This window comes from Shewanella hafniensis (assembly GCF_019655335.1).
Classification (GTDB): domain Bacteria; phylum Pseudomonadota; class Gammaproteobacteria; order Enterobacterales; family Shewanellaceae; genus Shewanella; species Shewanella hafniensis.
On record NZ_BPFD01000045.1, the window covers coordinates 1 to 14,012 of the forward strand.

Below are 14,012 nucleotides of genomic sequence, written 5' to 3' on the forward strand. Positions count from 1 at the left end.
TAACTGCAGATCATCTAATCGAGAAGACAAAAAGCCTAAAAATCAGCCACAAAAAAGCGGCCCTTAGGCCGCTTAATGTTCATTCAAACTGAATCAGAACTACTTAGTGTCAGGCTTAGGTGGATAATTTGCCATTACACTGCCCACTGCTTGATTGATGATCTGTACTCTTTCTTCTGGGGTATTTTTGTCGCGAATGGTATCGGCAACAGAACCACGCCAGATCAGTTTAGTGGTTTTATTATCAACCAAATCAATAATCAGGGTGCCGACTTCATATTCTCTTACTGTAGTTTGGGTCTGCATATTGCCGCCCCAACCCCATCCTGGACCATAGTATGGGTTGTAGCCAAAATTACTATTGAAGGTATCAACATTAATCTTCTTATCAACTTTGGTCAGATAATTAACAAGTACATCAGCATCTTTTGCATCAACTAATGTCATCCCCTTACTCGCTAACTGGCTATTCACCGCTTCTCTGACCCGTTGGTCCATCAAGCCATCCAAATGATATCCAGCAGAATCCGTTTTCTGAGCAACCCAAGCATAGGTTTTATATTGGGTAAAATTGGCGCTAGGATCAAAATCCCAACCTGACTTCATCGAACTACAGGCACTGAGTGCCAACATAGCTAATGCTACAAAAATATTTTTCATCTTAATTTCCTCAGATGTTCGACCCGAACAAAGACAAGTATCAGAGATATGAATTTAGCTTACAGAGCAATAGCCTAATCTACAACTCAATTGATTAAAAAGCGGCATCTCATTCAGCTTGACTTCAGCAAAACCAAAGATGATAATGATTATCAATTAAGATTTGAGGGAGGTGTTGAAATGTACTGGTTTATTAGCGCGTTTATGGTTGCATCTGCCATTTTTTTCCTTGCACCAGAAAAAATTTCTCTCGAGGCCAATAACGCCAAAATAAAGCGCCATTTGCCTGTCAGCTTACTGATTTTACCTCTTATTGTACTTGGCTGGTTGGTCATTGATACCGTCGCGAATGGCACTAATTATGCCACAGTCGCCGCATTCGGCTTTGTGACTACCGCCTGCTTAATTGCGTTACCTAAGCTGCATAAATTTATTATGCCCAGCGCCTTACTGACCGCAGTGGCGCTGATCGTCATGGTCTTGATGCGCATGAATTAAAACGGCTGAAAACGCTCCCTTTTTCAAAAATATGCTCACTTCCCTGCAAAGAGTTAGCATTTTGTTCAGACCACTTAAGGATAATCCTCAAGTGGTCTTTTTTTACCTCCCAGAACCCCTGCAAATTTGATAAACTCAACGGGTATAAGTCATCTTTTAACACCAATGAATGAAACCTATGAAAGCAGATCCTAATGTATCCTTAGTGTACAGCACCGACAAAGGCCGTATTAATGCAGAGCCCGTCACTAAAGCGATTCCTGAATCCGACGGTATAGTCAGGATCCATAGAGACAGTAAGGGCCGCAAAGGCAAAGGCGTTTCGATTATCTCAGGCCTAGGTCTCGATGAAACCGCGTTAAAAGCAATGGCTCAAACCCTTAAAAAACAATGTGGTTGTGGTGGAACGGTTAAAGATTTCACTATTGAGGTCCAAACGGACAACCGCGAGCAATTAAAGCTATTGCTTGAGAAGCAGAACTACAAAGTTAAATTAGCTGGCGGTTAATCTCGCCCGACTTAGCAATATAGCAGCATGCTAGATCAACTTAGCCACATAGAACGGAGTAGTTTAATGGAGAGTTTGCAGAACCATTTCTTAATTGCCATGCCTTCACTGCACGATACGTTTTTTGAACGCTCAGTCATCTATATCTGTGAACATGATGCTAAAGGTGCCATGGGACTGGTGATCAATAAACCGCTCGGTATCGAAGTGAATTCGCTATTAGAACAAATGGATTTGCCAGCTGAGCAAGTCTCCACCGATTTAGCGTTCAATGCCAATGTTATGATGGGCGGACCCGTTTCCCAAGATCGCGGCTTCGTACTGCATACCTCTCAGCCCTATTGGGCCAACAGCACAGATCTGGGTTGTGGTTTAATGCTGACCACCTCCCGCGATGTGTTAACCGCTATTGGAAGCAACAGATCGCCAGAGAAGTTTCTCGTCGCCTTAGGATATGCGGGATGGAGCAAAGATCAGCTCGAACAAGAGCTTGCCGATAATTCTTGGCTAACGATTCCAGCAACGAATGCACTCTTGTTTGACATTAAACACGAAGACCGTTGGCCACAGGCCAGCCGAGCTCTTGGATTTGATGCTTGGCAAGTCTCAGCTCAAGCGGGTCACGCTTAACCCTATTTATTAATATAAGTCAGCACACTATGAATTCGAAAACCGTATTAGGCTTTGATTTTGGCACTAAAAGTATTGGTGTGGCTATAGGCCAAGAAATCACCGCCAGCGCCACGCCATTGTTGTCAATTAAAGCCGTCGATGGGATACCCAACTGGGATCAAATAGGCGACTTAATCAAAGAATGGCAACCAGACTTAGTGGTCGTCGGCCTGCCCTTAAACATGGATGGCACTGAGCAAGATATGACCCACAGGGCGCGTAAATTTGCGAACCGTATCAATGCTAAGTTCAAAGTCAAAATAGCCACTCAAGATGAGCGATTAACCACTACCGATGCTAAGGCGAGGTTGTTCGAGTTAGGCGGATTCAAGGCACTCACCAAAGGCCAAGTCGATGCAGTGTCAGCCGTCCTAATAATTGAAAGCTACTTCGAAAATAACTTCAGCAAGTAATGCCACATAAATAAAACTACAATAAAAAGAAAAGGATAAGTTGCCTTATCCTTTTAGTTTGATGGTTAACCCGATAAATTACCAGATCAAAAATGTGGCTTCACTAAGTTGGCCATCATAGTTATATGCGCATCATCATCATTTAATGCTGCAATGTAGCGGAACTTCTCACCACCCGCCTCGGCAAACAAATGACCATTCTCACCAACAATTTCTTCCAGCGTTTCTAAACAATCGGCGCTAAAAGCCGGACAAACGATAGCGATATCACGTACACCTTGTTGCGGCAACGCTTTTAAAGTCGCATCGGTATAAGGTTGTAGCCATTTAGCTTTACCAAAACGCGATTGGAATGTCATCACAAACTCATCTTTACCTAACCCAAGCTTTTCGGTAACCAGTCGAGTCGTTTTCATGCAGAAGCAGTAATACGGATCGCCTAAATGCAAATTACGCTCAGGCATACCATGGTAGGACAACACCAATTTTTGTGGTTTACCATGGGACTCAAAATCTGCCTTTATCGAATTTGCCAGAGCATTAATAAAGTCAGTATTATCATGATAAGTATTAATAAAATGCAACGATGGAATATAGCGCCACTTGGACAACTCAGCCGCAATTGCATCAAAAGCAGAACCCGTAGTGGGCGCAGCATATTGTGGATATAAAGGTAAAACAACGATTTTGTCTATGCCATTTTGATGCATAGTCTGCAATGTACTGGCGACCGATGGACTGCCATAACGCATGGCTAAATGGACAGATACATCATAGTTATCGGCGTTTAGTTTATCCGCTAACTTCGCCGTTTGACGCAAACTAATGTCCATTAACGGTGATCCCGCCGCTGTCCACACCTTCTGGTATAACGCCGCCGATTTTGCTGGGCGTACCCGCAAAATGATCCCGTGTAAAATCATCATCCACACTAATTTAGGAATTTCGACTACGCGGGGATCTGCTAAGAACTCAGCAAGATAACGCCTAACAGCCGATGCAGTGGGTGCATCTGGCGTGCCTAAATTCAACAACAGCACGCCCACTTTGCCGCGCTGTCCGTGTCCAACTTCTTTGGTTAAGCCTGAAAATTTAGCCAAAACAGCCTCTTAATTAATAAATATTCGTAAGATTAAAGTACAGATTCTATTGCTTGCTTAAGCTCTTCGCTATCAGGCTTCACTTTAGAATTGAACTGTTGCACAACCGCGCCATCGCCGCTAACGACATACTTGTAAAAATTCCATTTAGGCGCACCGGTTTTTTCGGCTAAGTATTTAAATACGCTATTAGCGTCACTGCCACGTACTGGCGATGTCGACAGCATAGTAAAGGTGACACCGTAATTGATGTAACACACCTTAGCCGTATCTTTCTCATCATTTTCTTCTTGGAAAAAATCATCCGATGGGAAACCAATGACCACTAAGCCTTTGTCTTTATAATTTTCATGCAATGCTTCGAGCGCTTTAAACTGCGGGGTGTAGCCACAGTTACTGGCAGTGTTAACAATCAACACGGGTTTTCCCTGAGTCAATTCACACAGATTAACTGTTTCTTCAGAATGTAATTTTCGTACTTCAAGGTTCAGGTATTCGGGACAAGTGGTCGCCATAGCGCCAGCACTTATCAAGCTCGCTGTCATAGCGAATATCATAGGTAATTTTTTCATTGCTTTCTCCTTTACCGGTACATTACGTAAACGCACTAGGTAAAGATCATATTGAATTAAAAAATAAAAGCTATGGTTAACCACCACATAGCGATGAAGTAAAACCGATTGAGCTGAACGAAAATCTAATAACATCAATAAAAAGCAGCCCATAAAGAGCTGCTGAATCCAGAACCTAACTCTCGCGTTAGTCCATGTCTAAGGTGACACCTTCCATAAAACCTGAGCCCGTGGATTCTTTATTCTGCAATTTAATCATCAAACGTAAATCGTTTGGTGAATCAGCATGGTGCAGCGCATCGGCGTAACTAATCTCGCCATCGACATAAAGTTTCAGCAAGGCCTGATCGAACGTCTGCATGCCCTGCTCGTTGGATTTGGCCATGGTTTCTTTGAGCAAGTGCAGCTCGTTTTTCGCAATTAAACTTGCCACCCTTGGGGTGTTAATCAAGACTTCAATCGCGGCACGGCGCCCTGTGCCATCGACTTTTGGGATCAATTGCTGAGCCACAATACCGCGCAAATTCAATGACAAATCGAACAACAATTGTTGATGTTTACTCTCAGGCACAAGATGCATAATCCGGTCTAATGCTTGGTTGGCATTGTTGGCATGCAAGGTTGCCATACAAAGGTGACCCGTTTCCGCAAATGACAACGCGAACTCCATCGTTTCTTGGGTACGAATTTCACCAATCAAGATCACATCGGGGGCTTGGCGAAGAGAGCTTTTTAGCGCCGCATCAAAAGACTCTGTATCTATGCCGACTTCACGTTGGGTGATAATACTTTTTCTGTGGTCGTGAACAAATTCGACGGGATCTTCGATAGTTAAAATATGACCACGGGCATGGGCATTGCGATAGCCTACCAAGGCCGCTAAGGACGTTGACTTACCCGTCCCCGTTCCGCCCACCATAATGATAAGACCCCGTTTGCTCATCACCAGATCTTTTAAAATAGGCGGCAGTTTTAAATCATCGACATCTGGGATTTTAGTTTCAATACGGCGCATCACGCAGCCAGGCGATTCGCGTTGCCAGAAGGCGCTCACCCGAAAACGACCTAAATCCTTTGCCGCAAAAGCAAAGTTACACTCACGACTCGAATGAAACTCTTGTTTCTGCGCTTCGGTCATTAAGGATTCAACAAAATCCAGTGATTGGGCTGGAGTAAAAGCACTTTCAGCCAAAGGACGCAATTCACCGTCAATCTTGGCACTCGGTGGAAAACCAGCAGTGATAAATAAGTCGGAGGCTTTGCGCTCAACGATCACTTTTAAAAACGGAAGAACATCCATCATAAATCCTTAAAATGTCGCTTGTTTATTCGAACTCTTCGCCATTGCATCTTCACGGGTAATAAGACCGCGATTGACTAAGTTCTGTAAACATTGCTCTAAGGTCTGCATTCCGTGGGCCATCCCGGTTTGAATCGCCGAATACATCTGCGCCACTTTATCTTCACGAATAAGGTTACGAATAGCGGGCGTGCCCATCATGATTTCATGGGCGGCAACACGGCCTCCACCGACTTTTTTAATCAGGGTTTGTGAAATAACCGCTTGCAGCGATTCCGACAACATAGTGCGCACCATGTCTTTTTCTCCGGCGGGGAACACGTCGACCACACGGTCAATGGTTTTCGCGGCTGAGGTGGTATGCAAGGTACCAAACACTAAGTGGCCCGTTTCTGCAGCGGTCATAGCCAAACGAATGGTTTCAAGATCACGCATCTCACCGACTAAAATCACGTCCGGATCTTCACGTAGTGCGCTTCTAAGTGCCGCATTAAAGCTGTGAGTATGGCGGTGAACTTCACGCTGGTTAATCAAACATTGCTTATTTTGGTGTACGAATTCGATAGGATCTTCAATGGTTAAGATGTGATCATGTCGATTTTCGTTAACGTAATCCACCATAGCGGCAAGTGTGGTACTCTTACCCGAACCCGTTGGCCCAGTCACTAGCACTAATCCCCGAGGGAAACTGGCGATTTTTTTAAAAATCTCCGGTGCACCTAATTGCTCAAGTGACAAGATGTCGCTAGGAATGGTACGAAATACGGCCGCAGCACCACGGGATTGATTGAATGCGTTAACACGAAAGCGGGCAAGATTAGGGACTTCGAACGAGAAATCGATTTCTAGATGTTCTTCGTAGTCCTTGCGCTGCTTATCATTCATTATGTCGTACACTAGGCTGTGTACGCCTTGGTGATCGAGCGCGGGCAGGTTAATTTTTCTCACTTCACCGTCGACACGGATCATGGGAGATATCCCTGCAGAAAGGTGTAGATCCGAGGCTTTGTGTTTTACACTAAATGCCAATAACTCAGTGATTTCCATCGTTTGGGATATCCTTGCAACTAGATAATTACATCATGACAACAATAGCAGACAGACTCGCAATCGCCCAGCGCAGGATCGCACAAGCGGCGCAAAAATGTGCACGCCAACCTAGCAATATTCGCTTACTTGCCGTCAGCAAGACCAAACCTATTGAAGACATTATAGCAGCCTATCAAGCGGGTCAGCGTTGCTTTGGCGAAAACTATGTCCAAGAAGGCGCAGAGAAAATTACCGCGCTCAAGGGGGATTTTCCGGACATTGAATGGCACTTTATCGGGCCACTTCAATCCAACAAAACCAGCATAGTCGCCCAGCATTTCGATTGGATGCACACTGTCTCGCGCGACAAAATAGCCCAACGTCTCAATGACCAACGTCCAGCTGAATTAGCGCCATTGAACGTCTGCATTCAAATTAATATCAGTGCTGAAGACACAAAATCTGGCATAGATGCGGCGCAAATGCTGCCACTGGCCGAGCTTATCGCTCAGTTACCTAATCTTGCACTGAGAGGCCTAATGGCGATCCCGACGGCTACCGCAGATACTGAGTTACAGCTTAAAGAATTTTCTCAGTTAAACAATCTATTTCAAGAGCTTAAATCACATTATCCCAGTGTAGACACGCTTTCCATGGGGATGAGTAATGATCTAGATACAGCCATTAGCTGCGGTTCAACTATGGTGCGTATTGGCAGTGCCATTTTTGGTGAGCGCAATTACGCGGCGTAAACTCACTCGAGGCATGAAGTTCGAGGTCAGTGTGCGAACTTGACCTTGTTTTTAAGGCTTTATGCCCAAATACTGTATCAAAGAGCGCAATATTTAAGATCAATTAGCGAGAGTCGACTAATCAGGCTCTGACATTCAAATGACTAACCGTTTTATCATCTTAATTTAAGGTGAATCTGTTACAAATTAACGGTTAACACACTGAAGAGAATCAAATGGATCAACAGAAAATCTGCTTTATCGGTGCCGGCAACATGACGCGCAGCATTATCAGTGGCCTAGTTCATAGCGGCTATCCTGCTCAACTCATCCAAGCGACCAATCCTAGCCAAGGCAAACTCGATGCACTAAAAGCCGATTTAGGCATTTTGGTTTCTCAAGACAATTTAGCCGCAGCGCAAGCTGCCGATGTCATAGTACTGTCGGTAAAACCGCAATTGATGCAGCAAGTGTGTGAAGCATTACAAATGGTCGATATGTCAAAAAAGTTAGTCATCACTATCGCTGCAGGCATTAAAGCAAAGCGTTATACCGATTATCTGGCGCAGGATATTAAACTTATCCGCGCTATGCCCAATACACCGATGCAGATTAGTGTGGGCATGACAGGCCTCTATGCATCTCAGGCTATTTCTACCGAGCAGAAAGCCATTTGCGATCGTTTGATGTCTAGCGGCGGCGAAATTGTGTGGGTTAATGAAGAATCAGAATTAGATCAAGTGATTGCACTATCGGGCAGTTCACCGGCTTATTTCTTTTTGTTGATGGAGTCTATGATAGATGCTGGCAAAGAAATGGGAATGGATGAAGATAAGGCCAGAAGTTTAGTTCAGCAAGCAGCGCTCGGCGCTGCTATGATGGCAAAGCAAAATCCACAACTGACCTTAGGTAATCTAAGGGAAAATGTCACCTCAAAGGGCGGTACCACAGCACAGGCGCTGGCGACATTTGAAGCGGCGAATATGCGTGGTTTAGTAAAAAAAGCCATGGAAAACTGCATTAAACGTGCAGAAGAAATGGCTAAGACATTTTAATTTTCACTAACGCGTTTTTTATTTCAGACTTTAATAGGTAGAAATCTCGATGAATGCATTTACCTTTTTAATCACCACACTATTCGACTTGTATTTGATGGTGGTGATTTTGCGGATATGGCTACAGCTGGCAAGGGCTGATTTTTATAATCCTTTCAGTCAGTTTATTGTCAAAGCGACTCACCCGCTCATCGCACCAATGCGCCGTATTCTGCCTTCCTTAGGACGGTTTGATACCGCATCATTCGTCCTCGCATTGCTAGTCGTGATGGTCAAAGTACTACTGATAAGCCTGATTGCGGGCGGCGGCATAGACATAATGCTGTTTTTAATGTTTGCCGTTGTGTCTGTGGTCAAGAAAGCGGGGGTCTTACTGTTTTGGATGCTGTTGATACGCGCAATATTAAGTTGGTTTAACCAAGGTTATAACCCAATTGTGATGATCATGGGTCAGTTAACTGAACCCGTATTAGCCCCAATCCGCCGTATCATACCGCCAATTGGTGGCTTAGATTTATCTGTGATGTTAGTAATTATAGGTATGAATTTTCTCAATATGTTACTTGCTCAATATGTTCCTTATTGGGCCGTGATCTAATGAGTGCAGTGACTTTGCAGCAAGGTGACTTGCTGCTTAATCTCTACATTCAGCCTAAGGCCAGCCGTGATCAAATTGTAGGACTGCACGGTGATGAGCTAAAAGTCGCCATCACTGCGCCGCCTATCGACGGTAAGGCCAATGCCCATTTAAGCAAGTATTTAGCAAAGACTTTTAAAGTGCCAAAGAGCGACATTCATATAATGAAAGGTGAACTTGGCAGGCATAAGCAAATCCGCGTGATTGACCCAAAGATCATCCCAAGCGTCATTACTGAGCTGATGGGACAAACTAACTGAGCTAATGCTGTTGAAAGGCCGAAAACCAACAAATTTCGTTGAATGCGGTTAATTTATCGATAAACAGATAAACATAAACAATAGTCACAGCGACCTATACTCAAACATTCCCTAATATGAGGTATCCCATCATGTTCCGTAATATTCTGGCTGTATTAGCCCTCACCGCTAGCCTTTGCGGTGTTGCAAACGCAGAGCAAAAAGAAACTGTCGGCAATTTTGACATTCACTACATGGCACTTGGCAGTACATTTTTAACGCCTAGCATAGCTAAATCCTATGGCATTCAACGCAGTAGCTATACAGGCATTATCAACATTGCGGTGTTAGATATCAGCGAAGCGAATAAACCCGCAGTACCCGTTGAAATTACTGGTGTCGCCAATAACTTATTAGATGCTCGAATCAACTTAACCTTCAAAGAGATCCGCGAAGGTGATGCGATTTATTATATTGCCGAAGTTCCTTACCGCGATGATCAGGAGATCAACTTCAATATCGCGATCAAGCATGGTAATCAATTAAATACCAACTTGCAGTTCAAGCAAAAATTCTACGTCGAATAAGCCAAGCTGAGATTACCGCAAGACATAAGCCCACTTGGGACGGTACAAGTCAGTACCGTCCCGCCCTTTTCCTGTCCTTTAGCCCTCAGCTTGGGTATCATTGCCGAAGTATAAGTCGCCCCAATGATATAGGTGTTCCATGCAACAAATCGTCCTCGCCAGTGGCAACAAAGGCAAACTCGCCGAATTCGATCAAATGCTCGCCAGCTACGGTGTCACTGTACTGCCACAGAGCCAATTTAATGTCAGCGAAGTGGCCGAAACGGGCACTACTTTTGTCGAAAATGCCATTATCAAAGCCAGACACGCCGCAGAAATCACTGGACTTGCCGCCATTGCCGATGATTCGGGTTTAGAAGTGGATTTACTCCAAGGCGCTCCCGGCATTTATTCCGCGCGTTACGCGGGCGAAAATGCCAAAGATCAAGACAACGTATTGAAACTACTTGAGACATTAAAAGATCAGCCAGCACCTCGCAGTGCAAGATTCCAATGTGTGCTGGTATATATGCGCCACGCTAAAGATCCTACCCCAATTATTTGCCAAGCCGCATGGGAAGGCCAAATCGACTTTAACCAAAGTGGCGACAATGGCCATGGTTACGATCCGATTTTTATCCCTGAAAATTATCAATGTAGCGCGGCACAGCTGAGCAGCAACGAGAAAAATGCCTTAAGCCATCGTGGTAAAGCCCTAGTGCAACTCATCGCCGCCATGCAAGCCCAAGGCGTGTTAACTGGCGGGAATGCACAATAATGTCGTCAACTGCCGTGACTACTGCGATGAAGCTCGAACTGCCGCCACTCAGTCTGTATATCCATATTCCTTGGTGCGTACAAAAGTGTCCTTACTGCGACTTTAACTCCCATGGTCAAAATGGTGAGCTGCCACAGGAGGCTTATGTTGATGCACTATTAGAAGACTTACGCCAAGATTTACATCTGGTCCAAGGGCGGCAGATCCATACCATCTTTATCGGTGGTGGCACACCATCCTTATTCGATGCTTTGCAAATCAAACGCATACTCGATGGTGCTAATGCGCTAATCCCCTTTAGTGACAATATCGAAATCACCATGGAAGCCAACCCTGGCACTTTGGAACACGATGACTTTAGTGCCTATCGTGCAGCAGGTGTTACCCGTTTATCTATCGGTGTGCAGAGTTTTTCTAAGGATAAGCTCAACTTACTTGGACGTATTCACGATCAAAACGAGGCACAAGTCGCCGCCCAAAAAGCCAGTCAAGCGGGATACTTAAGTTTCAACCTTGATTTAATGCATGGATTACCGAACCAAAGTTTTGCTGAAGCTATGGCCGATATCGACACGGCAGCGGCGCTGAATCCACCGCATTTATCTTGGTATCAGTTAACAATTGAGCCCAACACCCTATTCCACTCAAAACCACCGCAGCTGCCAGATGACGAAGCGCTCTGGCATATCTATGAGCAAGGTCAACAAAAGCTGGCCGCATTAGGGTATGAGCAATACGAAATATCCGCCTATGCAAAACCCGGTTATCAATGTAGGCACAATCTCAACTACTGGCAGTTTGGTGATTATCTAGGCATAGGCTGTGGCGCCCACGGTAAGGTGACCTTGCCGGAAGAAAACCGCATCATACGCACGGTAAAAATTAAACATCCCAAGGGATATCTCAGTGCCAATAACTACACCTTCGAATCGATTGAAGTGGCGGAGGAAGATCGCGCGCTCGAATATTTAATGAATCGCCTGCGTCTGATGACACCTATCCCTAAGCAAGAATTTGAACTGCGTACCGGACAGCACAGAGACACATTGACCGAAGGAATGGAAAAAGCCAAACAGCGCGGTTTACTGACAGAATCCGCTGAACATTGGCAATTAACCAGTAAAGGTCATATGTTTGTTAATGATTTACTGACACAATTCTGCTAAGAATGCCGTTAAAATAGCTCTATAAATAATGTGTTAGCTTTAAATAGTGCAGTTTAATACTATTACTGCTAACACATTTTCTAACATTAATATCCATACATTCTTGTCCAGCTTCTTTAGAATTGATGCAACTCAATCTAGGAAGCCTGATCATGCCAATAAAAACTAAAATCAGCTTAGTCGCACTAACCCTTTCAGCCCTGCTGACCATTCCCGCGTATGCAGCATCAAGCTCGCCAGCCTTACACAGTGCAAGTGAACCTATGAATGCAGTGGTGCAAACCGAATCAGACAAAGCCAATGCGTTGTTCGAAACCATCTTCATGGAAAACATCATGGCGAGCCCCATTTCGCAGACTTATATGGGGATCAAACAAGACTATGATAAATGGGATGAACTGGGTGATACCGCCGATGATAAAGCCCTAGCGCGCACAAAAAAACAACTGGCACAGGTCAATCTTATTGATGCGGCAAAACTCGATCCACAAACAAACCTCAGCCTCACCTTACTCAAACAAAATCTGCAAAATGACATCGAAGATGACCAATGGCGCTACCATAATTACCCTGTGAATCAGATGTATGGCGGCCACTCTATGATCGCCTCCTTCTTAATTAACCAACATCAAATCACAGATGTCAGCGATGCTAAGGCCTATATCAGCCGCTTAAATGGCATGCCCAAACGTTTAAGTCAATTACAGACAGTGTTAGAAGCCCGCGCAGACAAAGGTATTGTTGCGCCTAAGTTTGTATTCGCCTATGTGATTTCAGACAGCCAAAACATCATCAAAGGTGCGCCTTTTGATAAGGGCGATGATAGCGCGCTACTCGCAGATTTTCGCCGTAAAGTGAACACATTAGCGATTCAAGAAACAGAGAAGCAAGCGTTAATAAAGCAAGCTGAGCAAGCACTAGTGACTCAAGTCGAGCCCGCCTACAACAAGCTCATCGATTATATAAAAACGTTAGCGGCCAAAGCTGACGACCGTGATGGTGCGTGGAAACTCCCTAATGGCGCAGCCTTCTACAACAATGCCTTAGCTCGTACTACTACGACAAACATGACCGCCGATCAAATCCATGACTTAGGGCTTTCTGAAGTGGAACGTATCCACAACGAAATGCGCGCCATCATGAAGAAGGTCAATTTTAAAGGCGATTTACAGCAATTCTTTAGCTTTATGCGTGACGATCCCCAGTTCTACTACCCCAATACCGCCGAAGGTAAAGCCGCTTATTTAGCAGAGGCGACTAAGCTCATCGACAACATGAAATCGCGCTTGGATGAAGTGTTCAAAGTAAAACCTAAGGCCGTCATGATAGTCAAACAGGTTGAAGCCTTTAGGGAAAAATCTGCGGGTAAAGCCTTCTATGAACAACCAGCCCCGGATGGTTCTCGACCCGGCAGTTATTACGCGAATCTGTATGATATGAAAGCCATGCCGAAATACCAAATGGAGGCACTGGCCTATCACGAAGGTATTCCGGGTCATCACATGCAGATCGCCATTTCCCAAGAGCTGCAAAATATTCCTAAATTCCGCAAGTTTGGTGGTTATACCGCGTATATCGAGGGTTGGGGTTTATATAGCGAATCTTTCCCGAAAGAAATGGGACTCTACGCCGATCCTTACTCTGACTTTGGTCGTCTAGCAATGGAGCTATGGCGTGCATGTCGCTTAGTCGTAGATACTGGTATCCACGCTAAAAAGTGGACCCGCGAGCAAGGCATTGCCTATTACGTGGACAATACGCCCAATGCTAAATCGGATGCGGTGAAAATGGTTGAACGTCATATCGTTATGCCATCGCAAGCGACAGCCTATAAAGTAGGTATGATTAAACTACTAGAGCTAAGACATAAAGCAGAGCAACAGCTTGGCAGTCAATTTGATATCCGCGACTTCCATACGCTAGTACTTGCTAACGGCGCATTGCCACTGGACGTGTTAGAGCAACAAGTCGATCTCTGGATAGCCAGCAAGAAAAAGGCCTAATGCACTAATGCTTTAGTGCTTTAATACCTAAGTGCTTAGTCGTGAAGCACGGTTAACTTGCTTCACGACTAAAGCGACATAGGTG

Annotated in this window: 17 protein-coding genes; 12 read left to right on the forward strand and 5 right to left on the reverse strand. The window is 44.7% G+C overall.

Annotated features, from left to right (window positions below; genetic code table 11):
• Positions 1-99 precede the first annotated feature (99 nt).
• Entirely contained in the window at positions 100-660 is a 561-nt protein-coding gene (locus K5Q99_RS13420) for a DUF4136 domain-containing protein (protein WP_220777152.1), read from the reverse strand.
• A 180-nt stretch (positions 661-840) separates the two neighbouring features.
• On the opposite strand from K5Q99_RS13420, the gene K5Q99_RS13425 reads away from it, so the two are divergent.
• The 4 genes from K5Q99_RS13425 (at position 841) to ruvX (ending at position 2,751) form a co-directional block, all read left to right on the forward strand.
• Positions 841-1,158 carry a hypothetical protein gene (locus K5Q99_RS13425; protein WP_220777153.1) on the forward strand — a complete coding sequence of 106 codons (318 nt, stop codon included), beginning with the start codon at positions 841-843 and terminating at the stop codon, positions 1,156-1,158.
• A gap of 178 nt (positions 1,159-1,336) precedes the next feature.
• Positions 1,337-1,666: a stress response translation initiation inhibitor YciH gene (gene yciH / locus K5Q99_RS13430; protein WP_037392612.1), complete on the forward strand. Its 330-nt coding sequence runs from the start codon at positions 1,337-1,339 to the stop codon at positions 1,664-1,666.
• Between the two features lie 66 nt (positions 1,667-1,732).
• Entirely contained in the window at positions 1,733-2,296 is a 564-nt protein-coding gene (locus K5Q99_RS13435; protein WP_006082512.1) for a YqgE/AlgH family protein, read from the forward strand.
• Between the two features lie 29 nt (positions 2,297-2,325).
• The gene (gene ruvX / locus K5Q99_RS13440; RefSeq protein WP_006082513.1) at positions 2,326-2,751 is read left to right on the forward strand and encodes a Holliday junction resolvase RuvX; all 426 of its coding nucleotides are present in this window, start codon (positions 2,326-2,328) and stop codon (positions 2,749-2,751) included.
• Positions 2,752-2,837: 86 nt separating this feature from the next.
• Here the strand turns inward: ruvX and hemH are convergent, their stop codons facing one another.
• The 4 genes from hemH to K5Q99_RS13460 form a co-directional block, all read right to left on the reverse strand.
• Positions 2,838-3,851, reverse strand: a complete 1,014-nt coding sequence (gene hemH / locus K5Q99_RS13445; protein WP_220777154.1) for a ferrochelatase — start codon at positions 3,849-3,851, stop codon at positions 2,838-2,840.
• Between the two features lie 32 nt (positions 3,852-3,883).
• Positions 3,884-4,423, reverse strand: a complete 540-nt coding sequence (locus tag K5Q99_RS13450) for a glutathione peroxidase (protein WP_220777155.1) — start codon at positions 4,421-4,423, stop codon at positions 3,884-3,886.
• 187 nt (positions 4,424-4,610) lie between these two features.
• A complete protein-coding gene (locus K5Q99_RS13455; RefSeq protein WP_106649931.1) occupies positions 4,611-5,723 on the reverse strand; it encodes a PilT/PilU family type 4a pilus ATPase in 1,113 nt (370 codons plus the stop codon).
• 9 nt (positions 5,724-5,732) lie between these two features.
• On the reverse strand, positions 5,733-6,770 hold the full coding sequence (locus tag K5Q99_RS13460; protein WP_006082517.1) for a type IV pilus twitching motility protein PilT: 1,038 nt from the start codon (positions 6,768-6,770) through the stop codon (positions 5,733-5,735).
• A 35-nt stretch (positions 6,771-6,805) separates the two neighbouring features.
• Here K5Q99_RS13460 and K5Q99_RS13465 point away from each other — a divergent pair, with 35 nt between their 5' ends.
• The 8 genes from K5Q99_RS13465 to K5Q99_RS13500 all read left to right on the forward strand — a co-directional run bounded on the left by K5Q99_RS13465 (position 6,806) and on the right by K5Q99_RS13500 (position 13,927).
• A complete protein-coding gene (locus tag K5Q99_RS13465; protein WP_220592402.1) occupies positions 6,806-7,504 on the forward strand; it encodes a YggS family pyridoxal phosphate-dependent enzyme in 699 nt (232 codons plus the stop codon).
• 215 nt (positions 7,505-7,719) lie between these two features.
• Complete coding sequence (gene proC / locus K5Q99_RS13470) at positions 7,720-8,538, forward strand: pyrroline-5-carboxylate reductase (RefSeq protein WP_220777156.1); 819 nt, start codon at positions 7,720-7,722, stop codon at positions 8,536-8,538.
• Between the two features lie 49 nt (positions 8,539-8,587).
• Positions 8,588-9,136 carry a YggT family protein gene (locus tag K5Q99_RS13475; RefSeq protein WP_106649929.1) on the forward strand — a complete coding sequence of 183 codons (549 nt, stop codon included), beginning with the start codon at positions 8,588-8,590 and terminating at the stop codon, positions 9,134-9,136.
• The gene (gene yggU, locus K5Q99_RS13480) at positions 9,136-9,435 is read left to right on the forward strand and encodes a DUF167 family protein YggU (RefSeq protein ID WP_106649928.1); all 300 of its coding nucleotides are present in this window, start codon (positions 9,136-9,138) and stop codon (positions 9,433-9,435) included. The genes K5Q99_RS13475 and yggU overlap by 1 nt, the downstream gene beginning before the upstream one ends.
• Positions 9,436-9,566: 131 nt before the next feature.
• Entirely contained in the window at positions 9,567-10,001 is a 435-nt protein-coding gene (locus K5Q99_RS13485; RefSeq protein WP_006082522.1) for a DUF4426 domain-containing protein, read from the forward strand.
• 139 nt (positions 10,002-10,140) lie between these two features.
• Entirely contained in the window at positions 10,141-10,758 is a 618-nt protein-coding gene (rdgB, locus tag K5Q99_RS13490; protein WP_106649926.1) for an RdgB/HAM1 family non-canonical purine NTP pyrophosphatase, read from the forward strand.
• Positions 10,758-11,924, forward strand: a complete 1,167-nt coding sequence (gene hemW / locus K5Q99_RS13495) for a radical SAM family heme chaperone HemW (RefSeq protein WP_220777157.1) — start codon at positions 10,758-10,760, stop codon at positions 11,922-11,924. The genes rdgB and hemW overlap by 1 nt, the downstream gene beginning before the upstream one ends.
• A gap of 152 nt (positions 11,925-12,076) precedes the next feature.
• Positions 12,077-13,927: a DUF885 domain-containing protein gene (locus K5Q99_RS13500; RefSeq protein WP_220777158.1), complete on the forward strand. Its 1,851-nt coding sequence runs from the start codon at positions 12,077-12,079 to the stop codon at positions 13,925-13,927.
• Positions 13,928-14,012 lie beyond the last annotated feature (85 nt).

Excerpts from the sequence above, each read along its gene's own strand:
- K5Q99_RS13455 (WP_106649931.1), bottom strand. The coding sequence starts at position 5,723 with ATGGATGTTCTTCCGTTTTTAAAAGTGATCGTTGAGCGCAAAGCCTCC.
- K5Q99_RS13500 (WP_220777158.1), top strand. The coding sequence starts at position 12,077 with ATGCCAATAAAAACTAAAATCAGCTTAGTCGCACTAACCCTTTCAGCC.
- K5Q99_RS13475 (WP_106649929.1), top strand. The coding sequence starts at position 8,588 with ATGAATGCATTTACCTTTTTAATCACCACACTATTCGACTTGTATTTG.
- K5Q99_RS13485 (WP_006082522.1), top strand. The coding sequence starts at position 9,567 with ATGTTCCGTAATATTCTGGCTGTATTAGCCCTCACCGCTAGCCTTTGC.
- yciH (WP_037392612.1), top strand. The coding sequence starts at position 1,337 with ATGAAAGCAGATCCTAATGTATCCTTAGTGTACAGCACCGACAAAGGC.
- K5Q99_RS13420 (WP_220777152.1), bottom strand. The coding sequence starts at position 660 with ATGAAAAATATTTTTGTAGCATTAGCTATGTTGGCACTCAGTGCCTGT.
- ruvX (WP_006082513.1), top strand. The coding sequence starts at position 2,326 with ATGAATTCGAAAACCGTATTAGGCTTTGATTTTGGCACTAAAAGTATT.
- hemW (WP_220777157.1), top strand. The coding sequence starts at position 10,758 with ATGTCGTCAACTGCCGTGACTACTGCGATGAAGCTCGAACTGCCGCCA.
- rdgB (WP_106649926.1), top strand. The coding sequence starts at position 10,141 with ATGCAACAAATCGTCCTCGCCAGTGGCAACAAAGGCAAACTCGCCGAA.
- K5Q99_RS13450 (WP_220777155.1), bottom strand. The coding sequence starts at position 4,423 with ATGAAAAAATTACCTATGATATTCGCTATGACAGCGAGCTTGATAAGT.
- K5Q99_RS13460 (WP_006082517.1), bottom strand. The coding sequence starts at position 6,770 with ATGGAAATCACTGAGTTATTGGCATTTAGTGTAAAACACAAAGCCTCG.
- yggU (WP_106649928.1), top strand. The coding sequence starts at position 9,136 with ATGAGTGCAGTGACTTTGCAGCAAGGTGACTTGCTGCTTAATCTCTAC.
- K5Q99_RS13465 (WP_220592402.1), top strand. The coding sequence starts at position 6,806 with ATGACAACAATAGCAGACAGACTCGCAATCGCCCAGCGCAGGATCGCA.
- proC (WP_220777156.1), top strand. The coding sequence starts at position 7,720 with ATGGATCAACAGAAAATCTGCTTTATCGGTGCCGGCAACATGACGCGC.
- K5Q99_RS13435 (WP_006082512.1), top strand. The coding sequence starts at position 1,733 with ATGGAGAGTTTGCAGAACCATTTCTTAATTGCCATGCCTTCACTGCAC.
- K5Q99_RS13425 (WP_220777153.1), top strand. The coding sequence starts at position 841 with ATGTACTGGTTTATTAGCGCGTTTATGGTTGCATCTGCCATTTTTTTC.